The organism is Bradyrhizobium zhanjiangense, from assembly GCF_004114935.1.
GTDB lineage: Bacteria > Pseudomonadota > Alphaproteobacteria > Rhizobiales > Xanthobacteraceae > Bradyrhizobium > Bradyrhizobium zhanjiangense.
In genome coordinates this window covers 6,334,099-6,358,385 of sequence record NZ_CP022221.1, presented here as the reverse complement: position 1 = coordinate 6,358,385, position 24,287 = coordinate 6,334,099, and the positions used below count along the sequence as shown (strand labels likewise).

Here is a 24,287-nt window from a genome sequence, read left to right as displayed (position 1 = left end):
GGAAACGGGCCCCTGAAAAGTGGTTCGTGCGCCTCTTCGCCTCCCGCTGTTTATTCTGGAAGAGGCGATGACGGTCACACTTCACGTCTGCATTACCTGCCGTGCCGGCGAGACACTTGGCCAGGGCGAGACGACGCCAGGCAAGCGGCTGCATGGCGCGATCCTGGACGCCGGCGTGCCCGATGGCGTCAGCGTGGTTCCCGTTGAATGCCTGTCCGCCTGCAGCCAGGGCTGCTCAGTCGCGCTCAGCGCGCCCGGCCGCTGGTCCTACGTCTATGGCCGCCTGTCGGATGCGAATGCGCGCGACGTGATCGCGGGCGCTGCGGCCTATGCGGCCGCGCCCGACGGCCTCGTGCCCTGGCGCAGCCGTCCCGAAATCTTCCGCAAGCAATCGCTTGCGCGCATTCCCCCCATCGCCGTCGTGCCGGAGGCCGCCGAATGAATTCGCTCGCAAAAGTCCCGGTTACGGTGGTCACCGGTTTCCTCGGCTCCGGTAAGACGACACTGATCCAGCATCTGCTTGCCAATGCGGGCGGGAAGAAGCTCGCCGTGCTCGTCAACGAGTTCGGCAGCGAGGGTGTCGATGGCGAGATCCTGAAGTCGTGCGCCGACGCCAATTGCCCGGAGGAGAACATCGTCGAGCTCGCCAATGGCTGCATCTGCTGCACCGTCGCCGACGATTTCATTCCGACCATGGAGCAGCTCTTGGCGCGCCCAGTGCGGCCCGATCACATCCTGATCGAGACCTCGGGCTTGGCGCTGCCAAAGCCGCTGCTGAAGGCGTTCGATTGGCCGGAGATCCGCTCGCGCATCACGGTCGACGGTGTGATCGCGCTGGCCGATGCCGAAGCCGTCGCTGCTGGCCGCTTCGCGCCGGATCCCGCTGCGGTCGAAGCGCAGCGCGCGGCCGACGAAAACCTCGATCACGAGACGCCGCTGTCGGAAGTGTTCGAGGACCAGATCGCCTGTGCCGACATCGTGCTGTTGACCAAGGCCGATCTTGCGGGCGCCACGGGTATCGAAGCGGCCAAGGCGGCGATCACGGCCGAGATGCCGCGCCGCGTGCCGATGTTGCCCGTCACCGACGGCGCGATCGATGCGCGCGTCATTCTCGGTCTCGGCGCTGCCGCCGAAAACGATCTTGCCGCGCGCCCCTCGCATCATGACGGCGAGGAGGAGCATGAGCACGACGATTTTGCCTCGGTCGTGATCGATCTTCCGGAAGTGTCTAATGTCGATGCGCTGGTCGCCTCCATCCAGCGCCTGGCACGCGAGCAGAACGTGCTGCGTGCCAAGGGCTATATCGCGGTCGCGGGCAAGCCGATGCGCCTGTTGCTGCAAGCGGTCGGCGAGCGCGTGCGACACCAGTTCGACAAGCCCTGGGCTGCCGGCGTACGGCAGTCGAAGCTCGTCGTGATCGGCGAGCATGGCGACATCGACGAGGCCGCGATCAGGTCAGGACTTGGTCTTTCAGGATCTGGCATCTGATGCACGTCGTTTTCCGCGAGAGCCGCGGTCTCGAGGAGACCGCGACGCCAAGGGACATCGGCCAGGACCCGGCCGATCTCGTGGTGCTCTCGTATTCGGATTCCGACCTTGCCGCGTTCGCGGCCGGCTGGCGGCGCGGCCGCGACAGCTTGCCGTCGCTGCGGCTCGCCAATCTTGCGGAGCTGCGTCATCCGCTCTCGGTCGACACCTATATCGAACGCACGCTGTCGCAGGTGCGTGGCATCCTGGTGCGGCTGATCGGCGGTGAGTCCTACTGGCCGTATGGTCTCGCGGCGCTCCAGCAACTTGCCAAGGACCGTAACATCGTGCTGGCCGTGCTGCCGGCCGATGGCCGCGACGATACGCGGCTGGACGCGTATTCGACCTTGCCGGTGTCGACGCTGCGCCGGCTCAAGGTGCTCTGCGACACCGGCGGCCCGGTCGCGGCGCAAGCTGCGATCGCGCAGCTCGCGCTGGCCTCGGGCCTCTATGCCGGGCCAGTTGTCGGCGAGATGACCGTGCCTGAGATGGGGTTCTACGATCCCGCGCGTGGCGTCATTGCTGCGCCGGTGGGCGGCGAGGGGAAGCCTCGCGCGCTGGTGACGTTCTATCGCTCCTATCTCACTGCTGCGGACACCGGCCCGGTCGATGCCTTGATCGCCGCGCTGCGCGAGAAGGGCTTTGACGCTTATGGTGTCTTCGTCACCTCGCTGAAGGCCGCGGGCGTTGCCGATTGGCTGCGCGCGCATCTCGCGCAAGATTCTCCGGCCGCGATCGTCAATGCGACGGCGTTCTCGGCAATGGGCGATGACGGCACGACGCCGTTCGATACCGCATCATGTCCGGTGTTCCAGGTCGCGCTCTCGACGGCGCGGCGTGAGGACTGGGCCACCTCGCTCCGTGGTCTGTCGCCCGGCGATCTCGCGATGCATGTGGTGCTGCCCGAGGTCGACGGTCGCCTGTTCGCGGGCGTGGTGAGCTTCAAATCCGCTGGGATGCGCGATCCCGATCTGCAATTCTCGCATCTTGTCCATCGCGCGGATGAGGAGCGGGTGCAGGTCATCGCCGCGCGCGTTGCCGCCTGGCGGCGGCTCGCGGAGACGCCGGCCGCCAGGAAGCGTCTGGCGATCGTGCTCTCGAACTATCCGGGACGTCCGCACCAGATCGCGCATGCGGTCGGTCTCGATGCGCTGGCCTCGGTCGAGGCCTTGCTGTCTGATCTCGCGGAGGCCGGCTTCGATGTTGCGCCGGTCGATGCGCTCGGCGAGACGCTGCTGAGGCAGCAGCTTACCTGGAGCGTCGCTGAGTACCGTGCTGCGCTCTTGCGCCTGCCGCAAGTCTTGCAGGATGATCTCGCACAAGCCTGGGGCGCGCCGGAGGATGATCCAAGCTGTCGCGACGGCGCGTTCCACTTCGCGGCGATCCATTGCGGCGCGTCGATCATCGCGGTCCAGCCCGAGCGCGGCGATGCAACGACGCGCGATGCCGACTATCACGATCTCGCCCGCACGCCGCGCCATGCCTATGTCGCATTCTATCTCTGGCTCAGGGAGCAGGGCATCAATGCCGTCGTGCACATGGGCGCGCACGGCACGCTGGAATGGCTGCCCGGCAAATCCGTGGCGCTGTCGCAGGCATGCTGGCCGGAAGCCCTGATCAGCGATCTCCCCGTCATCTATCCCTTCATCGTCAATGATCCCGGAGAGGCCGCGCAGGCCAAGCGGCGCATTGCTGCCGTCACGATCGGCCATCTGCCGCCACCGCTTGCGGCATCCGTCGTGCCGGAAGGCCTGCGCCGGCTCGAACGTCTGCTCGACGAATATTCGACTGCCGATGGTCTTGATCCCGCGCGCCGCCAGCGTCTGATCTCAGCGATCCGCGACGAGGCGCGCGCGGCGGGTCTCGAAGACGATCTCGGCCTCGATGCATCGGCCGCACCAGCCGAAGCCATTCCGCGGATCGATCGCTTCGTCTGCGATCTCAAGGAAAGCCAGTTCGGCGACGGCCTGCACGTGTTCGGCCGCGGCGCCTGCGGCGGAGCGGAGCGGGAGGCGCTGCAGGCGGCGCTTGCAGGCAAGCGCGTTGCGCCGGGGCCGTCGGGCTCACCCTATCGTGGGCGCCAGGACGTGCTGCCCACCGGGCGCAATCTCTTCGCCGTCGATCCACGCGCGGTGCCGACGCCGTCGGCCCATGCGCAAGGCATCAAGCTCGCCGAAGAGCTGCTGCGCCGTCACTTGCAGGATCATGGCGACTGGCCGAAGGGGCTCGTGGTCGATCTCTGGGGGTCGGCGACGATGCGCACCGCGGGCGAGGAGTTCGCAATGGCGCTGCATCTGGCCGGCCTCGCGCCGCGCTGGGACCACGCCTCCGGCCGCGTCACCGGTTACGACATCATCGCGCCGGCCGAGCTTGGCCGTCCCCGCATCGACGTGACGCTGCGCGTGTCCGGCCTGTTCCGCGATGTGTTTTCGGGGCTGGCGCAATTGTTCGAGGCCGCGTCCGAGGCACTCGCAAGCCGCGACGAGGAGGGCGAGGAGAATCCTTATCGCCACCGAGCGTCACGCGTATTTGCGCCGCGGCCCGGACAATACGGCGTTGGCCTCTCGGCGATCCCGGATGCATTCACGCCCGAGACGCGTGATGCCGCCGGCGAAGCCTGGCTGTCGGCATCGTCCTGGGCATTCTCGGCGGATGGCGCGCTGCAGCCGGATCGCGCCGGCATCGAGGCGCGGCTTGCGTCGGCCGATGCCTTCGTCCACGTCCAGGATCTGCCGGAGACCGATCTTCTGCTCGCCGCCGACTATGCCTCGCATGAAGCCGGCGTCGCCGCAGCTGCCGCACATCTCGGTGCGAGCGGGCCATCGCTCTATCACATTGACACGACTCGCCCCGAGGAGCCGCATGCGCGCACGCTGACGGAAGAGATCTCGCGCGTCGTCCGCGCGCGCGCGGCCAACCCGGCCTGGATCGCCGGCATGATGCGCCACGGCTTTCGCGGCGCGGCCGAGATCACCGCGACGCTCGAGCACATGGCCGCCTTCGCGCATCTTGCCGGCGCCGTGCCGCCGCATCTGTTCGATCTCTATTACGATGCGACGCTCGGCAATGACGATGTCCGCGCGTTCATTGCACGCGAGAATCCGATGGCGCTCACCGCGATGGAGACGTGCTTCACGCGGTTGCATGAGGCCTCGCTCTGGCGGACGCGCCGTAATTCGATCGCCGCTGCGCTGAAGGAGGCGTCATGAGCGCTTCCGCGATCAAGGGCTGGTGTCCCGGCGCGCTGCAGCCGATGCGATCGGGCGACGGGCTCGTGGTGCGCGTGCGTCCGTTCGGTGGACGCCTTGAAGCGGCACAGATTTCCGGCCTTGCCGGGCTGGCCGAACGCTTCGGCAGTGGTCTCATCGACGTGACGAGCCGCGCCAATCTCCAGATCAGAGGTGTCAGCGACGAAAGCCACGGCCCGCTGCTCGATGGCCTTGCGCGACTGGCGCTGCTCGATCCCGACGTCGATATCGAATCCCGGCGCAACATCCTGGTGACGCCGTTCTGGAACGAGGGCGACGACACGCAGGCACTCGCCGCCGAGCTCGAGGAGGAGCTTGCCGACAGCGCGCTCAAATTGCCCACAAAGTTCGGCTTCGCGATCGATGACGGGACCTCGCGCGTGCTGGCCGGTGATTCCGCCGACGTGCGCATCGAGCGCGATCGCAGCGGCCGGCTCCTGGTCCGCGCGGATGGTGCGAGGCTCGGTCGCTCCGTCGGGCGCGGAGGCGCCGTGAGCACGGCGCTGGCGATCGCAAACTGGTTCATAACGTCCGGCGGCGTCAGCGGCGGGCGAGGGCGCATGGCGGCCCACATCGCTTCCGGTGCGGCATTGCCCGGGACCTTGCGCGGCGAGACCGAACCGGCCCCTGTGATGGCCGCGCTGCGGCCTGGACATTATCCGCAGGGCGCCATGGTCGGGGTTGCGTTCGGGCAGATGCTGCATTCAACGCTGCATCAATTCGCGGGTTGCGGACATGCCCTGCGCATGACGCCATGGCGGATGGTTCTGAGCGAGGGCAAGCGTGCGATGCCGAAGGGGGCGGGTCTCATTACGGAGCCGTACGATCCCGCGCTACGCGTCATCGCCTGTAGCGGTGCGCCGCGCTGCCGCGAGGCGCATGCCGATACCCGCGCGCTCGCCGCTGCGCTCGCGCCACGCATTGCAGCCGATACGCGGCTTCACGTCTCCGGCTGCGCCAAGGGCTGCGCGCATTCCGGCGCCGCCGCTGTGACGCTGGTTGCGACCCGCACCGGATTCGATCTCGTCCGCGGTGGATCGACCCGCGATGAGCCCGCTCTGCGCGGCCTGAACGGTGATGACATCGTCAGCGATCCCTCCATCCTGGTCGGAGGGCACTGATGCCCTACACTTACGAAACCGACGGTGCGGCGATCTACCGGCAATCCTTTGCGATCATCCGCGCCGAGGCCGATCTTGCGCGCTTCACGCCGGACGAGGAGCAGGTCGTGGTGCGGATGATCCATGCCGCCGGCATGGTCGGCCTGGAGGCGCATATCCGCTTCACGCCCGGCATGGCGGCCGCTGCGCGCACAGCATTGCAGAAGGGAGCGCCGATCCTGTGCGACGCGCGCATGGTCTCCGAAGGCATTACGCGCGCGAGACTGCCCGCAGCCAACGCCGTGATCTGCACGCTCGGCGATGCCGCCGTTCCCGCACTCGCGCGATCCATGCGCAACACCCGCTCGGCGGCAGCGCTGGAGCTGTGGCGGCCGCATCTGGGCGGCGCGATCGTCGCCATCGGCAACGCGCCGACCGCGCTGTTTCATCTGCTCAACATGCTGGAGGACCGCGACTGCCCGCGGCCCGCGGCGATCATCGGCTGTCCCGTCGGCTTCGTCGGCGCCGCCGAATCCAAGGCCGCGCTGATGGCCGATCCGCCGGCACCGGCGCTGACGGTTGAAGGTCGCCTCGGCGGCTCCGCGATCACGGTGGCCGCCGTCAACGCGCTGGCGAGCCGGAGCGAATAGTCATGGGGCGCATCATCTGCTGCGGTCTCGGCCCCGGCGATCCTGATTTGATGAGCGTGCGCGCCGATCGAACGGTGCGCGCCGCCAAGCACGTCGCCTATTTTCGCAAGAAGGGACGCCCCGGCCAGGCGCGCCGCATTGTCGAGGGCATGCTGGCTGCCGACGTCACCGAATATCCCATGGAATATCCGGTCACGACTGAGATCGCCTTCGACAGCCCTGAATACGTGCAGCTGCTCGCCGGCTTCTACGACGAATGGGCCGAGCGCCTGGCGCGGCTTTCGCGCGCGGTCGACGTCGTCGTGCTATGCGAGGGCGATCCTTACTTCTACGGCTCGTTCATGCATCTGCACACGCGCCTGCAAGGCCGCGTCGAGATCGAAGTGATCGCGGGGATTCCCGGCATGGTCGGCTGCTGGAATGGCGTCGGCCAGCCGATCGCGCTCGGCGACGACGTCACGACGGTGCTGATGGGAACGCTTGCCGAAGACGAGCTCGAACGGCGCATGCGTGATTCCGATGCGCTCGTCATCATGAAGACCGGGCGCAATCTCGCAAAGGTGCGCCGCGCGCTCGCGTCGGCCGGCCGACTGGATGATGCCTGGCTGGTCGAGCGCGGCACCATGCCGGGTGAGCGCGTTATGCGGCTCGCAGAGATCGATGCCGCCGACTGCCCTTATTTCGCGATTGTGCTGGTGCACGGCAAGGGCCGGCATCTGGACGCCGCCGAATGATGGGCACGCTGACCATCGCAGGCCTTGGCCCTGGCAGCGACGCGCTGGTGACGCCGGAAGTCTCCGCCGCGCTTGCGTCTGCGACCGACATTTTGGGTTACGCGCCCTATGTCGCGCGCGTGTCGCCGCGAGCAGGGCTCACCCTGCGCCCGTCGGACAATCGCGAAGAGCTGCATCGCGCGAGCGAAGCCCTGCGGCTTGCCGCCGAAGGTGGCCAGGTCGTCGTCGTCTCCTCCGGTGATCCCGGCGTCTTCGCGATGGCCTCTGCCGTGTTCGAGGCGCTCGAGCAGGCACCGCAATGGCGGGACCTGCCGATCCGCGTGCTGCCCGGCATCACCGCGATGCTGGCGGCGGCTGCCCGCGCCGGCGCGCCGCTCGGCCATGATTTCTGCGCGATCAATCTCTCCGACAATCTGAAGCCTTGGGCCGTGATCGAGAAGCGCCTGCGGCTCGCCGCGGAAGCCGATTTTGCCATCGCTATGTACAATCCGCGCTCAGCCAGCCGGCCGGAAGGATTTGGCCGCGCGCTTGCGGCGCTTCGAGAGGCCGGCTGCGGCGAGCGGCTCGTGATCTTCGCGCGCGCGATCAGTACGCCCGATGAAAAGATCGAAACCGTCACGCTGAACGAAGTGGCGCCCGAGATGGCCGACATGCGCACGCTGGTGATCGTCGGCAATTCGCAGACGCGGCGCGTCGGCCGCTGGATCTATGCGCCGAGGCAGGTGCGATGACTGAGCCACTGCATGATCTCAGCCGCGCTCTCGACCCGCTGACGTTCGGGCAGCTCTGGTCGCGAGATCATGATCACGGGCAGGCCGAGCATGCGCGCCGCGTCGATCTTGGCGCGCGCCCCGTCGCCTCCGGAATTGCGGGCGACAATGCACATGATGCCGCGCATGCGCATCATCTCCAACTCGCCGTTGAGGGTGAACGGCCCGCGCGACACGATCACGTCGGCCGGAAAGGGCAGGGTCGTTTCGGGTGGATCGACGAAGCGCAGCGTGTAGGTGTGCTGCGGCTTCATCACGAATGGCGCGATGTGCTGGCGGCCGATGGCGAGGAACACTTTTGTCGGTGTCTCGGGCAGCGCGGCGACGGCGGCGTTGACGTCGACGACCTCGATCCAGTCGTCGCCAGGCGCTTTGCTCCAGGGCGCGCGCTCCAGCGCAATCAACGGTGTGCCGGTCTCCGCGCATGCCTCGACCGCGTTGCGGCTCATCTCGGCGGCGAAGGGATGCGTCGCGTCGATCACATGCGTGATGGCCTCGCGACGTATGTAGTCGGCAAGCCCGCTCACCCCGCCGAATCCGCCGATGCGTATCGGCAGCGGCTGATCGGCGGGCGCGCGGGTGCGGCCGCCATAGGAATAGACGGCGTGGATGCCGGCGCGCGCGACCGCCGCGGCGAGCAGGCTCGCATCGCTCGTTCCGCCCAGAATGAGGGCGCGTGTCATGGCTGATCCCTGGCTGACCATCATCGGTATCGGCGAAGATGGCCTTGCCGGCCTGTCGGAGGCAAGCCGAAAGGCGCTCGCCAAGGCAGAAACCGTCTTCGGCGGCGAGCGTCATCTTGCGCTCGCGGAAGTTGGCAGCCGCGGCCGTCCGTGGCCGGTGCCGTTCGATGCGGACATCGTGCTGAGCTGCCGCGACCGGCCGACCGCGGTGCTCGCCTCCGGTGATCCGTTCTGGCATGGCGCCGGGGCGGGCCTGGTCGAGAAGCTCGGTAGCGACGAGTGGATCGCGCACCCCGCGCCATCGACCTTCTCGCTCGCCGCCGCACGGCTCGGCTGGCGGCTCGAGTCGGTTGTGTGTCTTGGGCTTCATGCCGCACCATTCGAGCGTCTGGTGCCGCATCTGGCACGAGATGCGCGCATCATTTGCCTCGTGCGCAACGGGAAGGCGGCAGATGATCTCGCGAAATGGCTGACGGAACGCGGATGGGGCGCTTCAATCCTGTGGACTCTTGCTGCGCTTGGCGGCCCACGGGAATACATTGACCAGCATCGCGCCGATCTCTTTGCTGATGATATTGCTGGAAATCTGGTTGCGGTGGCGGTGCTGGCGAGGGGGACGCAGGGCATTCCCCGCAGTTCGGGCTTGTCGGACGATCTCTTTGTTCATGACGGCCAGATCACCAAGCGGCCGGTGCGCGCGCTGGCGCTGTCGGCCATGGCGCCGCGTCCCGGTGAGCGGCTGTGGGATGTCGGCGCCGGCTCAGGTTCGATCTCCATCGAGTGGGCGCTGTGCGGCGGGACGGCGATCGCGATCGAAGCGCGCGAGGATCGCGCTGCGAACATCCGCAGCAATGCGACGGCGTTCGGGCTGGCGCATCGGATCACCGTCGTCACGGGGAATGCGCCCGAAGCTCTGGCTGCGCTGGAAGCGCCCGATGCGGTCTTCATCGGCGGCGGTCTCGGCGCTGCGATATTCGATGCCATCTGGCCCCGGCTCGCGCCGGGTACGCGGCTTGTTGCACATTCAGTCACGCTGGAGACGGAAGCGCTGCTCGGCGAATTGCAGCAGCACCACGGCGGCGAGTTGATGCGCATCGAGATCGCGCATGTCGGCCCGCTTGGCCGCTACCGCTCCTGGGAGGCGACACGTCCGGTGGTGCAGTGGAGTGTGGTCCGATGAAAGTTGCCGGGCTCGGATTCAAGCGCGACGCTACGCTGGCTTCGCTGCGTGAGGCGCTGCTGGCGGCCGGCGGTTTTGAAGGCCTTTCTGCCGTGGCGACCGTCAGCGACAAGGCGGAGGCGGAAGCACTGAAGCAGCTCGCGCGCGAATGCGGCGTGCCGATCAGGGCTATCCCGGCCGAATTGCTGGCCGGCATCGACACGCCGACGCAGTCGAAGCTTGTTGCCAAAAAGTTCGGCACGGGATCAGTCGCTGAAGCGGCGGCGCTCGCAGCGGCCGGCCCTCGCGCGCGGCTGATTGCGACGCGGGCGGTCTCGCGGGATCGCACAGCGACCGCGGCGATCGCTGAAGGAGACGGCGCATGACGGTGCATTTCATCGGCGCGGGGCCGGGCGCTGCCGACCTCCTGACGTTGCGCGGACGCGATCTGATCGCCGCTTCTCCGGTCTGCCTCTATGCCGGCTCGCTGGTGCCGGAGGGCGTGCTGGCGCATTGCCCGGCCGGTGCGCGGATCGTCAACACCGCGCCGCTGTCGCTCGACGAGATCATCGCCGAGATCGCCGCTGCGCATGCGGACGGCAAAGATGTCGCGCGGCTGCATTCCGGTGATCTCTCGATCTGGTCGGCGATGGGCGAACAGCTCCGCCGCCTGCGCGCGCTCGGCATTCCCTATTCGGTGACGCCGGGCGTTCCGTCGTTCTCGGCTGCTGCAGCGGCACTGGAGGCCGAGCTGACGCTGCCTGGTCTCGCTCAGACCGTGGTGCTGACGCGCACGCCGGGCCGTGCCAGCGCGATGCCTGAGGGCGAGAAGCTTGCTGCGTTCGCTGCCACCGGCGCGGTGCTCGCGATCCACCTGTCGATCCATCTGCTCGACAAGGTCATCGCCGAGCTGACGCCGCATTATGGCGCGGACTGTCCGGTCGCCATCGTCTGGCGCGCGAGCTGGCCGGACCAGCGCATCGTGCGCGCGACGCTCGCAACGCTCAATGCGGCTGTGGGCGGCGAAATGGAACGCACCGCGCTGATCCTGGTCGGCCAGACGCTTGGTGCCGCGGATTTTGACGAGAGCCGTCTCTATGCCGCCGATTATGATCGCCGCTATCGGCCGGTCGGCGCCGAGCCACGCTTTCCGGAGGGGTCGTGATGGCGGCAGGCCTCGTCATCTCCGCGCCGGCCTCCGGCGTCGGCAAGACCACGCTGACGCTGGCGCTCGCGCGCGCCTGGCGCAATCGCGGATTGAACGTACAGTGCTTCAAGAGCGGGCCCGACTACATCGATCCCGCCTTCCACGCCGCCGCCACGGGACGCGCCTCCGTCAATATCGATAGCTGGGCGATGGACCGCGCAGAAATCGCGCATCTCGTCAGCCGCGGCGCGAATGCCGATGTCGTGCTCGCCGAGGGTTCGATGGGCCTGTTCGACGGTGTCGCCGCACGCGGCGTCTCCGGCACCGGTGCGACCGCCGACATCGCGGAGATGCTGGGCTGGCCGGTCGTGCTAGTGATCGATCCGTCGGGACAGGCGCAGACCGCGGCGGCAATCGCCGCGGGTCTTCGTGACTATCGCGCCGGGGTGCGCCTCGCAGGCGTCGTGCTCAATCGCGTCGCCAGCCCGCGCCATGAAGATCTCGTGCGGCACGCACTCAACGATGCCGGCATTGCCGTGTTCGGCGCGCTGCCGCGCCATGCCGAGATCAGCCTGCCGAAGCGCCATCTCGGCCTGGTTCAGGCCGAGGAGCAGGTCGAGATCGGCAAGCTGATCGACGAGGCCGCGCGCTTCGTCGCCGAGCATGTCGATCTCGAGGCGGTGCTGCGAGCGGCAGCCAGCTGGTCGCCGCAATCCGGGGAGAACGGCCTGAACGTGACGCCGCCGGGCCAACGCATCGCGCTGGCCCGCGATGCGGCGTTCTCTTTCGTGTATCCGCATATGCTGGAAGCCTGGCGCGCGGCCGGCGCCGAGATCTCGACATTCTCGCCGTTGGCCGATGAAGCGCCTGACGCAAGCGCCGATGTCTGCTGGCTGCCAGGCGGCTATCCCGAGCTTCATGCCGGCAAGATTGCGGCTAGTGCACGCTTTCGCGACGGCTTGCGCGTCTTTGCTGAGACGCGCCCCGTGCACGGCGAATGCGGAGGCTATATGGTGTTGGGAATCGCTTTGACCGACGCCGACGGCGTGCGCCATGAGATGGCGGGGTTGCTCGGCCTGGAGACCAGCTTTGCCAAGCGCCGCATGCATCTGGGCTATCGTCTCGCCGAACTGGCCGCACCGATGCCGGGGCATCAGGTCGGCGCACGCCTGCGCGGCCACGAGTTCCATTATTCGACAATCATCGCCCAGCCGGACACGCCGCTGGCCGTGGTTCACGATGCAACCGGCACGGTCATTGCCGAGACCGGCTCGCGGCGGGGCCAAGCCACCGGCACGTTCTTCCATCTGATCGCGGAGGATCGGTGAGCGGTTTTGTTTCTTTCGTCTCCGCCGGCCCCGGCGACCCAGAACTCCTCACGGTGAAGGGGACTGCGCGGCTGCGTGAGGCCGACGTCGTGCTCTATGACGATCTTGCCTCCGGCGCGATCCTCGATCTCGCTCGTCCCGGCGCCAATCTCGTCGCGGTGGGGAAACGGGCAGGGCGGCCCTCGACCAAGCAGCACCATGTCAATCGCCTGCTCGTCGATTATGCCGCAACCGGCGCGCGGGTGGTGCGGCTGAAGTCCGGCGACGCCGGCATTTTCGGCCGGCTCGAGGAGGAGCTGGAGACGCTGCGCGAGGCCGGCATCGGCTACGAGATCATTCCCGGCGTCACCTCCGCCTGCGTTGCCGCCGCGCAAGCCGGCATCCCCCTGACCCGGCGCCACACCTCGCGGCGGGTGCAGTTCGTGACCGGGGCCGACGTCACCGGCGAACTGCCGCCAAACCTGAATTGGGCGGCGCTCGCCGATCCCGAGGCAACCACCGTGGTCTACATGGGCCGGCGCACTTTTCCGGCGCTTGCCGCAAAATTGATCGACCATGGCCTCGCCGCAGATACGCCGGCGCTGTTTGCGGAATCACTCGGCCGTTCCGACGAGCGGCTGGTCCGCACCACGATTGCCGAGCTCGCCGAGCAGCTTGCGCGGGGCGGCGCCGCCTCGACGGCCGCCGTCATCCTGTTCGGCGCCCTGGCGGGAGACGATCCGTCATGATGGCCGCCGTCGTCCTTCGCCCCTTGACGCCCGGCTCGCGAAAGGGGCACACAGGAGAGGCATGGTGCTCGACGCGGCGCAAAGCGCCGGAGCATAATCGGGAATGGGGATGGGCGGACCCAGTTGCGGCGTCCAAAACCCCAGCCGCCCCCGCGACTGTAAGCGGTGAGGGGCTCCGATCAGCCACTGAGCCGCAAGGCACGGGAAGGCCGGAGAACCCCAGTGAACCGCGAGCCAGGAGACCGGCCCTGCACGTTTTGAGGCCAAGGCCGTCGGGTGTGACGGCAGGAAGGATCTGAACCATGCATATCGAACCAGGGATCGTGACGGGCGCCAAGCTCGTGTTGAGTTACGCAACCGGCATCGCCGCAGGTGGTGTTGCCTTGAAACTCGCGGTCGAGACCGTGCGCGAGCAGGGCATCGGCTCGCTCGCGACGCGCACGCTCGCCACCACCGGCCTCGTCTTCACTTTCTTCCAGGTGCTGCCGCACTTCCCGGTCGGCGTCTCCGAGGTGCACTTCATCCTGGGCTCGACCTTGTTCCTGCTGTTCGGTGCTGCGCCCGCCGCCTTCGGCCTTGCGTTCGGCCTGCTGCTCCAGGGCGTCTTCTTCGTGCCGACCGACCTGCCGCAATATGGCATGAACGTCACCACGCTCCTGGTGCCGCTGTTCGCGATCCAGGCGTTGGCGACGCGGATCATTCCGCGCAACACGGCTTACGTCGATCTGCAATACCGCCAGGCGCTGGCGCTCTCGACCGCCTATCAGTCCGGCATCGTCGCCTGGGTGGCGTTCTGGGCCCTCTATGGCTCCGGCTTCGGCGCGACCAACCTCGCCAACATCGCGACGTTTGCGGCATCCTATGCGCTGGTCATCGTGATCGAGCCGCTCGCCGATCTCGCCGTGCTGGCGCTGGCGAAGTCGCTGCGTGGCGTCACCGCGCCCGGCCTCGTCACGCCGCGCCTGCATAACGCCGCTTAAGAGACAAGCGAACGGGCGGCCGGCGCGGTCGCCCTTCGCGCTCGTGATGCTCACGCTCTCCCTGATAGGCATCGGTTGCGGCGATCCCGGGCAGCTCACGCGCGCCGCGATCCAAGCCATCAACGCCGCCGATCTCGTCCTGATCCCGCGCAAGGGGTCGGCGAAATCCGATCTTGCGGATCTGCGGCGGACGATCTGCGCGGACGTGCTCACCAGCGCGAGCACGCGCATCGCCGAGTTCGACTTGCCAGTGCGTGACGCGACTGAGGCGGACTACCGCAAGGGCGTGGACGATTGGCACGATGCGGTTGCCGCGACCTGGTCGCAAACGATCGCAAATCATCTCGCCGGCGAGGGCAAGGTTGCGCTGCTGATCTGGGGCGATCCTTCGCTCTACGACTCCTCGCTACGCATCGCGCGGCGGCTCGATCCCTTGCCTGATATCGAGGTCGTGCCCGGCATCACCTCAATCCAGGCGCTGTGCGCCGTGCATGCGCTGCCGCTCAACGACATCGGCGAGCCGTTCCTAGTCACGACGGGGCGGCGCTTGCGCGAAGGCGGCTGGCCGCAGAGCGTCGATACCGTGGTGGTGATGCTCGACGGCGGCACGGCGTTCCAGTCGCTCGATCCGGCTGGGCTTCAGATCTGGTGGGGCGCCTATCTTGGCATGCCCGATCAGATCGTCATGTCCGGCGCGCTGGCCGAAGTGGGCTCGCGTATTGTCGCAATGCGGCAGGAAGCGCGCGAGCGGCATGGCTGGATCATGGACAGCTACATTCTCAAGCGCACGCGTTAAGCGAGGCAGCATGCTCCCCGAATGGATCTACCAACAGTGTCCCGAGATCTCCGCGCATCATCGCGAGGCAGCCATCGCGCGTCAGGCGCAACTGACAAAGCCGACCGGCGCGCTTGGCCGGCTCGAGCAACTCGCGATCGAGCTTGCGGGCCTGCAAGCGACGGAATCTCCTCGCGCCGCGCGCGTGCCGATCATCGTCTTCGCCGGTGATCACGGCATCGTCGCGCAGGGCGTGTCGGCCTATCCGCAAGCGGTCACCATCGCGATGATGGCGAATTTTGCCTCTGGCGGCGCCGCGATCTCGGTGCTGGCGCGTGAGCTTGGCTCCAGCCTGGAGGTGGTCGACGCCGGCACGCTGGCGCAGGAGGAGATGGCGGGCATCGTCACCGACAAGCCGCGCTCTGGCACGCGCGACTTCAGCGTGGAAGCTGCCCTCGAACCTGCGGAACTGGCATTCGCGTTTGAGGCCGGTCAGCGCGCGGTTGCGCGCGCAGCAGCCAATCAGCCCGATCTGCTGATTTTCGGCGAGATGGGCATCGGCAATACCACGACCTCGGCAGCGATCGCGGCGAGCCTGCTCGGCATCAGTGCCGAGGAGATCGCCGGCAGCGGCACCGGCATCGATGCGGCCGGCCGTGCGCACAAAGCGCGGGTGATCGATGCCGCGATTGCGCGCCATGGCATTGCAGGGGCTTCGCCCGAAAACATCCTATGCGCGGTCGGCGGCCTCGAGATCGCGGCGATCTCAGGCGCGATCATTGCAGCTGCGCAGCGCCGCATCCCTGTATTGATCGACGGCTTCATCGTGTCGGTGGCGGCGCTGGCGGCGGTGCGGATCAACCCGTCCTGCCGGCCGTTCCTGCTGCCGTCGCATCAATCGGCAGAGCAGGGGCATCGGCTGGTGCTGCGTGCGCTGAACGTGCAGCCGCTGATCAGCCTCGATCTCCGGCTCGGCGAAGGCTCCGGCGCCGCGATCGCGCTGCCGCTGGTGCGGTCGGCTTGCGCGCTCCACAACGGCATGGCGACATTTGCGCAGGCCAATGTGCCGGACCGTCCGGCCTGATCCGGCTCAGGCCATCCGCTGATTGACGGAAACGACGCGCCACCCGGTCGCGAGCCGGTCGATCCGGGTGAGCGACAGCGGATCGATCACGAAGCGCAAGGCGGCGTGCGGTGTCAGATCCAGCGCGATGCAGAGCGCAGCGCGGATCGTGCCGGAATGCACGACGAGCGCTGCGGAGCCCGCGCCGATCCGCGAGAGCCCAAGCCGGACGCGCGTGACCTGATCCTCAAAGCTCTCGCCGCCCGGCGGACGTCCGCGCGCCGGATCGCTCCAGAATTGCGCATAGGCCTCGTCGCCAGCCGCGTCGATCTCGTCATGCCGACGGCCGGTCCATGCGCCAAAATCCTGTTCACTGAATTCGGGCATCAACTCGGGCGCGAGTCCCAGCGCCTGCGCGGTCTCGACCGTGCGTCGCGACGGGCTGGCATAGCTCGCGGCGCTTCGCGGCAGGCACTGCCGCAGTACCTGCAATTGCGCGCGATCGCCGAGATTGGCCGGCGCGTCAGCCGGATGGATCGTCCCCGCGACGCCGTCGACCGGTGCATGCCGTATCAGCCAGAGGAAGGTCTCGCCTTCCATGCTCATCTCCGAGGAAGTTGGTTGCTGTGGCAATAACGCCGCAGCTTGCACATTGACTCTGTCTTGATCGTAATCCTAGATGGCTTCGACGGTTTCCCCGAGAGGGGATGAAAAGGGAATGCGGTGCGGGGAAATTGTCCCCAATGCCGCGGCTGCCCCCGCAACTGTAAGCGGTGAATCCTTCGTCAGAAGCCACTGGGTCCTCGGTCCCGGGAAGGCGACGAAGCGGTCACGACCCGCGAGCCAGGAGACCTGCCGTCAGCCGTGGTCACACGCGAAGATGTCGGTCGGGGAGTACAGACATTCGGCTTCATCGGACGGCTGATTAGCCAGGGTGAGACCTCGTTCGCTGTGACGTGCCACTGACGTCATACCGAGGTTTCGAACCGTGTCTTTCATCCATATTGTCCGACCGCGCCGCTTCCTGCTTGCCTCCGCGGCGCTCACATCCTTTGCCGTTTTTGATCTGCCCGTGGCGCTGGCGCAGCAGGCCCGCGAACCCCTGCCGCCGGTCGAGGTGTCGCCGGCGCAATCCCGCAAGCAGGCCAAGCCGGCGGGCCGGGAGGCGCAGAGCGCCCGCCGTGCAGCTGCACGCAGACCGGCGGCCGCATCCGCAGCGCCCAAGCCTGTCGTGCCGGCCGCCGCGGCAGCAGCGCCGCTCAACAGCAATGCGGTCGCCGAAAGCGCTTCGCGGCTCGGCCTCACCGTGCGCGAGACGCCGGCGACCGTTGAGGTGATCTCGGCCGAGACGATGCGCGAGCAGGGCTATCGCACTGTCTCCGAGGTGGCGCAGGGCGCAGTCGGTGTCACCTCCGGCGACAATCCGGCTGAACCTTCGGCCTTCTCGATGCGCGGCTTCACCAACAGCCAAATCAACACGCTCTACAACGGCATTAAGATCGGTCCGCAGAACATGACCTCGCGGATCGCAGATACCGCCAATCTGGAGGCGGTGGAATTCCTGAAAGGTCCGGCCTCGCTGATCTCGGGCGAGGGCGCCGCCGGCGGTGCCATCAACTTCGTCACCAAGCAGCCGCATACCGGACCGATCCGGAATGAAGCTGACTTCTCCTGGGATTCCCTGAACTCGTTCCGCGCCCATTACGGTTCCGGCGGCAGCACCAACGTGCAGGGGCTGGACTATCGCTTTGACATCAGCCGTTCCACGCTCAACGGCTTTGCCGACGATACCAATGTCAAGACGTTCGACACGTCCGGCCAGCTCAATTACCGCATCTCCGACAGTCTCAAGATCTGGGGCGCGATCGAGTACCGGGAGGATCGTTCCAAAGCCTATTGGGGCGCGCCGCTGGTGCCGATCGCCTTCAGCGGCTCGCACGCGACGAGCGGCATCGTCTCCGGCAATTACGTCTCGAACTACAACGGAACCAATCTCGGTGCCGTCACCATCGATGATCGTACCTTCAACACCAACTACAACGTCCTCGACAACCGCAACGTCGCGCAAGAGGTGTGGCTGCGCGGCGGTTTCGAGCTGAAGCTGGCGCCCGATCTGACGCTGAAAAGCCAAGCCTATGGCTTCGGCGCAGAGCGCACCTGGTTCAACAACGAGATCGAGGCGTTCAATTCCACGACGAACATGGTCGATCGTGAACGCTTCTATGTCGCGCACAGCCAGCGGCTGGTGGGCAATGTCACCGACCTGCTCTGGGATGCGAACATCGCTGGCTTCGACAACCGGCTGGTCACGACTCTCTCGTCAAGCTATCTCGATTTCGTCAGGCCGGGCGCGGCGAACTTCCCTGGCGATTCCGTTTCGCTCGTCGATCCCAACCGCGGCTTTTACGGCCCGCTCACGATCCAGCAGCAAACCGCGCGCATCGACAACGAGGCGCTGTCGTTCGAGGACCGGCTGAAGCTGACACGTACCTTCGCTCTGATCGGCGGCCTGCGCGTCGAGCATATCGGGCTCGACCGTAACTCGACCGATAAGAACGGCCTGGAGAAGGCTGGCTTCCCGTTCACCAAAGACTGGGCGCCGGTGACGGGACGCATCGGCTATACCTGGGAGGCTGTTCCTGGCCTGACCTTCTTCAGCCAGTACGCCACCGGCGCCGACATCGCAGCCAACAACATCTTTCTGCTCGGGCCGACCCAGCCGCTCGACCTGACAACCGCGCGCACCTATGAGACCGGCGTCAAGCACCTGTTCTGGGACAACAGGGCGGAGTGGTCGTTTTCCGCCTACGACATCGTGCGCAAGAACGTCTATGCCGCAGCTGGCGGCATGCAGCTCAACATCGCCGGACGGCAGGAGTCGAAGGGCGTGGAGCTCGCGGCGGCCGTGCGCCCGATCGACCCCCTGCGTCTCTGGGGTAACATCGCCTATGTCGATGCGCGCTACGCCGACTACAACTTTGTCGGTGGCTCGTTCTCCGGCAATACGCCGCCGAACGTGCCGCGCATCGTGGCCAACGCCGGCGCATCCTGGCGCTTCTTCACGCCCTGGCCGGTGGAGCTCGGCATCACCGGCCGCCATGTCGGCGACCGTTACAACACCGATGCCAACGTGGTGACGATGAAGGCCTATACCGTCGCCGACGTCTATGCCTTCGTCGACATCCCCAAGACGGTGTTCAATGCGGTCGACCAGGCTCGCTTGACCTTTCGCGTCCGCAACATCACCGACAAGCGCTACGCAATCTGGGGTGATCCGTTCTATCCCGATCAGATCCTCCTGGGCGCGCCGCGCACCTATGAGATCTCGGCGGCGTTCAAATGGTGAGGCCGCGAGCATAAGATGAGCGCGATCGTCCTCTCGCACCGCTGGCTCGGGATCGCGTTCTGCCTGCTGTTCGCGATGTGGTTCGCGAGCGGAATCGTGATGCACTTCGTTCCGTTTCCGTCGCTGACGGAAGCGGAGCGATTTGCCGGACTCATGCCGGTGGATCGCGGAGAGAGGAGGATTTCGGTCGCGGACGCCGTTGCTGCGAGCGGGATCGTGGATGCCACGCGCGTTCGGCTGATCCAGCGGAGCGACGACGCGGTCTACATCGTCTCGGGTCCATCGCGTCAGCGCGCGATCCGCGCGGCCGACGGGAACGACGCGTCGGTGAAATCCGCTGATGTCGCACTGGCTATTGCGCAGGCTCATGCGCGCCAGCGCGAGATCGATGCCTCGCATGCGACGATCGTCGGGCGTTCGGACTACGATCAGTGGAGCGTGCCGAACGGCTTCGATCGCCATCGCCCGCTGTTTCGCGTGGCCCTCGGCGATGCTGCGGGGACGGAAGTCTACGTCTCGTCGTCAACCGGTGAGATCGCCTTGGATACGACGCGCAGCGAGCGCGGCTGGAGTCTTGTCGGCAGCGTGCTGCACTGGATCTATCCGACCATCCTGCGCAGCAATTGGACCCTGTGGGACCGCGTGGTCTGGACCTTGTCGCTGCTGGCGCTGATCGCGGCTGTGCTGGGTGCGGTGCTCGGGATCGTGCGGGTCAGGATTGGCAAGAGGCAGATCTCGCCTTACCGTGGCTGGCATGCGCTGCATCACCTGATTGGCCTCGCAGCGACGGTCTTCGTGCTGATCTGGATCTTCAGCGGCTGGCTCTCGATGGATCACGGCCGGCTGTTCTCGCGCGGGCAATTGACCCCGACAGAGGCCGGCGTGGTGAACGCCGCGCCGGATTGGCGGGAGGCCTCATCGCTCGATCTGCAGCCAATATCTGCCGCGGCTCGCGAGGCGGAATGGTTCGCGTTTAACGGCCATGTCTATCGGCGCGATCGGGTTGCCCTCGGTGGTCAGACCTTGAGCAGGAGAGGGGATGCGCTGCGCGATGGACTGGCGGGATTCCTTGATGTGCACGAGATTCAGGCTCTGACGGGGCGCCTTACAGTCGGCTGCGGCCCACCGTCCGTGCTTCCTGATAGCGACGAATACCCCGCGCTATCCACAATGCCGGGTGCACCGGTCTACCGCTCGCGCTGTGATGGCGACCTCTGGTTCGACATCGACGGGGCCGATGGCAACGTGCTGCAAAGACTGGATCCGTCGCGGCGCGCCTACCGCTGGCTTTACAGCGCGTTGCACACGCTCGACTTCCCGATCTTGCTGGCCCACCCGCGGCTGCGTGATGTCGTGATCGTCAGCCTCTGTACGCTCGGGCTGACCTTCTCCGTCACCGGCATCGTCATCGGCTGGCGGCGCTTGCGGTCCTCGCTGGCAACTTGAATTGAGGCGCAACTGCGGCTCGATACGGTCGGGTCAGCAGATCAGCAATGCCTTGCCCCATCATCATTGACGCCTTTTCGCAGGCGGCCTTTCAGTGTAGCTCTGCGCTCGCTCGAAGCGGCGGCGCCAACCCGTCGGAGACCGAAAATCATGCAGGAGACCCCAAGGATGTACCCGAAAGTTCAGATGTTCATCGCCGGCGAGTGGACCGACGGCACGTCCGGCAAGTCGGAGGACATCCTCAATCCCGCCACCGGCCAGCCGATCGGCAAGACCCCGCACGCCTCGCGCGCCGATCTCGACCGCGCGCTGGAGGCGGCCAAGGCCGGCTTCGAGGTCTGGCGCAAGACCTCGCCGTTCGACCGCTACAAGCTGATGCGGAAAGCGGCCGACATCATCCGGTCGCGCGCCGCCGAGATCGCGCCGGTAATGACTATGGAGCAGGGCAAGCCGGTGGTCGAAGCGCAAGGCGAGACCATGCTGGCCGGCGACCTCATCGACTGGTTCTCAGAGGAGGCCCGCCGCGCCTATGGCCGCATCGTGCCGCCGCGGATGGGCAACGTCTCCCAGCTCGTGACCAAGGAGCCGGTCGGCCCGGTCGCCGCGTTCACACCCTGGAATTTCCCAATCAACCAGGCCGTGCGCAAGATCTCGGCCGCGCTCGCCGCCGGCTGCTCGATCATCGTCAAGGGCCCGGAAGAGACGCCGGCGAGCTGCATGGAGCTGGTGCGCGCCTATGCCGACGCGGGCATTCCCCCCGGTGTTGTCCAACTGGTGTTCGGCGTCCCGGCGGAAGTGTCGGAATATCTCATTCCGCATCCGATCATCCGCAAGATCAGCTTCACCGGCTCGACTGCGGTCGGCAAGCATCTGGCTGCGCTCGCCGGCCTGCACATGAAGCGCGTCACCATGGAGCTCGGCGGTCATGCGCCGGCGATCGTGTTCGCGGATGCCGATCTCGACAACGCTGCAAAAATCCTGTCGGCCAACAAATTCCGCAATGCGGGCCAGGTCTGCGTCTCGCCGACGCGTTTCCTCGTGCATGAAAGCGTCTACCAGCCCTTCGTCGACAAGTTCGTGACGGCCGCCAAGAGCCTCAAGGTCGGCAATGGCCTCGACAAGGACACCCGTATGGGGCCACTGGCCAACCCGCGCCGCGTCGACGCCATGGAGGGCTTGGTCTCCGACGCGGTCCAGCGTGGCGCCAAGGTGCAGGCCGGCGGCAAGCGTATCGGCAATGAAGGCTTCTTCTTCGAGCCGACCGTGCTGACCGACGTGCCGCGCGATGCGCGCATCATGAACGAGGAGCCGTTCGGCCCGCTGGCGCCGATCACCTCGTTCCGCAGCTATGACGAGGTCGTGGCGGAAGCGAACCGTCTGCCTTACGGCCTTGCAGCCTATGCCTACACCACCTCGACTAAGACGATGCAGGCGATCGGCTCCGACATCGAGAGCGGCATGGTGTCGATCAACCACCATGGTCTCGCGCTGCCGGAAGTGCCGTTCGGCGGCATCAAGGATTCCGGTTACGGCTCCGAAGGCGGCCTCGAGGCGATCGAGGGTTACCTCAATACGAAGTTCGTCACCCAGGCGAGCGCGTAAGAATGGTGTACGGGTTAGCCTTGCGACTGTGCGAGGCGCAGTCTGCAAAGGCTAACCCCTGCGATCCTGTGCCCGCGCGGACAGCTTGACGGGGCACATCAGCGCGGCCGGTGGCCGTGACCGCCGCCACCGCAAGTCCCTTCACGGATGCATATAGCGTTGCCTGCATCCTTCTGGCGAGCGCTTAAGGAAACGAAAAGCTCCGGCAAGACATGCCGTGACAGCGATGCGCCGCGCTTGATCGCGGCAGCGTCTGCAAGGAGGCGCGAAGTCCCCCCCAATCGCCGCTGGCGAAGGCGCAGTTAGTGGCATACCATTTGCACGCCAACGGGCAGGTTTCACCTGCCCTTGGCCAATGATGGCCGGCATCACGGCAATAGTGGGAGGACTTCATGGATCGCAGGACCGTATTGAAGGGACTGGCTGGCGCGGGCAGCCTGGCGTTGACGGGTGGCCTCTCGGCCCCTGCGCTGTCGCAAGGCGCAGCGGCGCGCACGTTGCGCTTCGTGCCGCAAGCGAACCTCGCCAATTTCGATCCGATCTGGGGCACCCAATACGTCGTGCGCAATGCCGCCGCGATGGTCTGGGATACGCTCTATGGCATCGATTCCTCGCTCCAGCCGCAGCGGCAGATGGTCGAGTCCGAGGAGACCTCCGACGATGGCAAAATCTGGACATTCCGTTTAAGACCCGGCCTCAAGTTCCATGACGGCGAGCCGGTGCTGGCCAAGGACGTCGTTGCGAGCCTATCGCGCTGGGCCGCGCGCGATCCGATGGGGTTGATGATCGTTGCGATCCAGCAGGAATTGACTGCTGTCGACGACCGCACGTTCAAATGGGTTTTGAAGCAGCCCTTCCCGAAAATGCTCTATGCGCTGGCCAAGAATAACGCGCCGTGCTCCTTCATCATGCCCGAGCGTATCGCGAAGACCGATCCTTTCAAGCAGATCACGGAATATGTCGGCTCCGGGCCGATGAAGTTCGCCAAGGGCGAATGGGTGCCGGGCGCCAAGGCCGTGTTCGAGAAATTCGCCGACTACGTCCCGCGGCAGGAGAAGGCATCCTGGCTCGCTGGCGGCAAGCAGATCCTGATTGATCGCGTGGAGTGGGTGGTGATGCCGGACCCGGCCACCGCTGCCGCAGCGTTGCAAAACGGCGAGGTCGACTGGTGGGAGAACCCGATCGCCGATCTCGTGCCCGTGCTGAAGAAGAACAAGAACATCAGCGTCGACATCGGCGATCCCCTCGGCAATATCGGCTCGTTCCGCATGAACCATTTGTTCGCGCCCTTCAACGATGTGCGAGCGCGGCGCGCGGTGCTGATGGCGCTCAGCCAGGAAGACTATATGCGCGCGATCGTCGGCGACGACAACGCGCTCTGGAAGTCGCTGCCGGGCTTCTTCACGCCGGACACGCCACTCTACAGCGAACTGGGCGGTGAGATTCTCAAGGGCAAGCGCGATTTCGACGCGGCCAAGAAGTTGCTCGCCGAGAGCGGCTATTCCGGCCAGCCGGTGACGTGTCTGGTGGCGCAGGACCAGCCGATCACGAAGGCGCAAGGCGACGTCACCGCGGACCTCCTGAAACGGCTTGGCATGAATGTCGACTTCGTCGCGACCGATTGGGGCACGGTTGGCTCTCGCCGAGCGCAGAAGACGCCGCCGGGGCAGGGCGGCTGGAACATGTTCCACAGCTGGCATGCCGGCGCCGACTGCATCACGCCCGCCGCCTACACCGCCATTCGCGCCAATGGCGACAAGGCCTGGTTCGGCTGGCCCAATAGCCCGAATACCGAGAAGGAAATCACGGCCTGGTTCGAGGCCAAGAATCTCGAGGAAGAAAAGGCAGCGATCGGGCGAGTCAATAAGGCGGCGCTCGAGGATGTCGTCTATGCGCCGACAGGCTTCTTCTTGACCTATACGGCGTGGCGCAAGAATGTCTCCGGCATCACCAAGGGGCCGCTGCCGTTCTTCTGGGGCGTGTCGAAGTCCGCATGATCGT

The 24,287-nt window shown here is 66.4% G+C and carries 21 protein-coding genes and 2 riboswitches; of the genes, 19 read left to right on the top strand and 2 right to left on the bottom strand.

The window, feature by feature from the left end:
* Positions 1–67 precede the first annotated feature (67 nt).
* Genes XH85_RS30605 through cobJ form a run of 7 tightly spaced genes read left to right on the top strand, consistent with a single transcriptional unit; the run spans position 68 to position 7,990 of the window.
* Positions 68–442 (top strand): DUF1636 family protein, encoded by a 375-nt coding sequence (locus XH85_RS30605; RefSeq protein WP_128934809.1) that lies wholly within the window; start codon positions 68–70, stop codon positions 440–442.
* Positions 439–1,488 (top strand): cobalamin biosynthesis protein CobW, encoded by a 1,050-nt coding sequence (gene cobW, locus XH85_RS30600; RefSeq protein ID WP_128934808.1) that lies wholly within the window; start codon positions 439–441, stop codon positions 1,486–1,488. The genes XH85_RS30605 and cobW overlap by 4 nt, the downstream gene beginning before the upstream one ends.
* Positions 1,488–4,736 carry a cobaltochelatase subunit CobN gene (gene cobN, locus XH85_RS30595; RefSeq protein ID WP_128934807.1) on the top strand — a complete coding sequence of 1,083 codons (3,249 nt, stop codon included), beginning with the start codon at positions 1,488–1,490 and terminating at the stop codon, positions 4,734–4,736. Before cobW ends, cobN begins: the two co-directional genes overlap by 1 nt.
* Positions 4,733–5,896: a precorrin-3B synthase gene (cobG, locus tag XH85_RS30590; protein WP_128934806.1), complete on the top strand. Its 1,164-nt coding sequence runs from the start codon at positions 4,733–4,735 to the stop codon at positions 5,894–5,896. The genes cobN and cobG overlap by 4 nt, the downstream gene beginning before the upstream one ends.
* Positions 5,896–6,525 (top strand): precorrin-8X methylmutase, encoded by a 630-nt coding sequence (locus XH85_RS30585; protein WP_128934805.1) that lies wholly within the window; start codon positions 5,896–5,898, stop codon positions 6,523–6,525. The genes cobG and XH85_RS30585 overlap by 1 nt, the downstream gene beginning before the upstream one ends.
* A 2-nt stretch (positions 6,526–6,527) precedes the next feature.
* Complete coding sequence (locus XH85_RS30580; RefSeq protein WP_128934804.1) at positions 6,528–7,259, top strand: precorrin-2 C(20)-methyltransferase; 732 nt, start codon at positions 6,528–6,530, stop codon at positions 7,257–7,259.
* Positions 7,256–7,990, top strand: coding sequence for a precorrin-3B C(17)-methyltransferase (gene cobJ / locus XH85_RS30575; RefSeq protein WP_128934803.1), 735 nt, complete (start codon positions 7,256–7,258; stop codon positions 7,988–7,990). Before XH85_RS30580 ends, cobJ begins: the two co-directional genes overlap by 4 nt.
* On the opposite strand, the gene XH85_RS30570 is transcribed toward cobJ, so the two are convergent.
* On the bottom strand, positions 7,966–8,712 hold the full coding sequence (locus tag XH85_RS30570; protein WP_128934802.1) for a cobalt-precorrin-6A reductase: 747 nt from the start codon (positions 8,710–8,712) through the stop codon (positions 7,966–7,968). The two genes, cobJ and XH85_RS30570, sit on opposite strands and share 25 nt — an antisense overlap.
* Here XH85_RS30570 and cbiE point away from each other — a divergent pair.
* The 8 genes from cbiE (at position 8,711) to cobT (ending at position 15,913) form a co-directional block, all read left to right on the top strand.
* The gene (gene cbiE / locus XH85_RS30565) at positions 8,711–9,892 is read left to right on the top strand and encodes a precorrin-6y C5,15-methyltransferase (decarboxylating) subunit CbiE (RefSeq protein ID WP_128934801.1); all 1,182 of its coding nucleotides are present in this window, start codon (positions 8,711–8,713) and stop codon (positions 9,890–9,892) included. The two genes, XH85_RS30570 and cbiE, sit on opposite strands and share 2 nt — an antisense overlap.
* Positions 9,889–10,257, top strand: a complete 369-nt coding sequence (locus XH85_RS30560; RefSeq protein WP_164940861.1) for a cobalamin biosynthesis protein — start codon at positions 9,889–9,891, stop codon at positions 10,255–10,257. Before cbiE ends, XH85_RS30560 begins: the two co-directional genes overlap by 4 nt.
* Positions 10,254–11,036 (top strand): precorrin-4 C(11)-methyltransferase, encoded by a 783-nt coding sequence (gene cobM / locus XH85_RS30555; protein WP_128934799.1) that lies wholly within the window; start codon positions 10,254–10,256, stop codon positions 11,034–11,036. The genes XH85_RS30560 and cobM overlap by 4 nt, the downstream gene beginning before the upstream one ends.
* Positions 11,036–12,346, top strand: coding sequence for a cobyrinic acid a,c-diamide synthase CobB (locus XH85_RS30550; protein WP_128934798.1), 1,311 nt, complete (start codon positions 11,036–11,038; stop codon positions 12,344–12,346). Before cobM ends, XH85_RS30550 begins: the two co-directional genes overlap by 1 nt.
* On the top strand, positions 12,343–13,074 hold the full coding sequence (gene cobA, locus XH85_RS30545) for a uroporphyrinogen-III C-methyltransferase (RefSeq protein ID WP_091887719.1): 732 nt from the start codon (positions 12,343–12,345) through the stop codon (positions 13,072–13,074). The genes XH85_RS30550 and cobA overlap by 4 nt, the downstream gene beginning before the upstream one ends.
* 45 nt (positions 13,075–13,119) lie before the next feature.
* A riboswitch (cobalamin riboswitch) is annotated at positions 13,120–13,339 on the top strand.
* A 37-nt stretch (positions 13,340–13,376) separates the two neighbouring features.
* Positions 13,377–14,054: an energy-coupling factor ABC transporter permease gene (locus XH85_RS30540; protein WP_128934797.1), complete on the top strand. Its 678-nt coding sequence runs from the start codon at positions 13,377–13,379 to the stop codon at positions 14,052–14,054.
* A gap of 46 nt (positions 14,055–14,100) precedes the next feature.
* The gene (cobF, locus tag XH85_RS30535) at positions 14,101–14,850 is read left to right on the top strand and encodes a precorrin-6A synthase (deacetylating) (RefSeq protein ID WP_128934796.1); all 750 of its coding nucleotides are present in this window, start codon (positions 14,101–14,103) and stop codon (positions 14,848–14,850) included.
* A gap of 10 nt (positions 14,851–14,860) precedes the next feature.
* On the top strand, positions 14,861–15,913 hold the full coding sequence (gene cobT, locus XH85_RS30530; RefSeq protein ID WP_128934795.1) for a nicotinate-nucleotide--dimethylbenzimidazole phosphoribosyltransferase: 1,053 nt from the start codon (positions 14,861–14,863) through the stop codon (positions 15,911–15,913).
* Positions 15,914–15,919: 6 nt separating this feature from the next.
* On the opposite strand, the gene XH85_RS30525 is transcribed toward cobT, so the two are convergent.
* Positions 15,920–16,492, bottom strand: a complete 573-nt coding sequence (locus XH85_RS30525; protein ID WP_164940860.1) for a histidine phosphatase family protein — start codon at positions 16,490–16,492, stop codon at positions 15,920–15,922.
* Positions 16,493–16,564: 72 nt separating this feature from the next.
* Positions 16,565–16,766: riboswitch (cobalamin riboswitch) on the top strand.
* A gap of 114 nt (positions 16,767–16,880) precedes the next feature.
* On the opposite strand from XH85_RS30525, the gene XH85_RS45435 reads away from it, so the two are divergent.
* From XH85_RS45435 to XH85_RS30500, 4 genes are all read left to right on the top strand, one after another.
* Positions 16,881–19,238, top strand: coding sequence for a TonB-dependent receptor (locus tag XH85_RS45435; protein WP_164940859.1), 2,358 nt, complete (start codon positions 16,881–16,883; stop codon positions 19,236–19,238).
* A gap of 15 nt (positions 19,239–19,253) precedes the next feature.
* On the top strand, positions 19,254–20,684 hold the full coding sequence (locus XH85_RS30510; protein ID WP_128934792.1) for a PepSY domain-containing protein: 1,431 nt from the start codon (positions 19,254–19,256) through the stop codon (positions 20,682–20,684).
* 168 nt (positions 20,685–20,852) lie between these two features.
* Positions 20,853–22,286: an NAD-dependent succinate-semialdehyde dehydrogenase gene (locus XH85_RS30505; protein ID WP_128934791.1), complete on the top strand. Its 1,434-nt coding sequence runs from the start codon at positions 20,853–20,855 to the stop codon at positions 22,284–22,286.
* Between the two features lie 392 nt (positions 22,287–22,678).
* A complete protein-coding gene (locus XH85_RS30500; protein WP_128934790.1) occupies positions 22,679–24,283 on the top strand; it encodes an ABC transporter substrate-binding protein in 1,605 nt (534 codons plus the stop codon).
* Positions 24,284–24,287 lie beyond the last annotated feature (4 nt).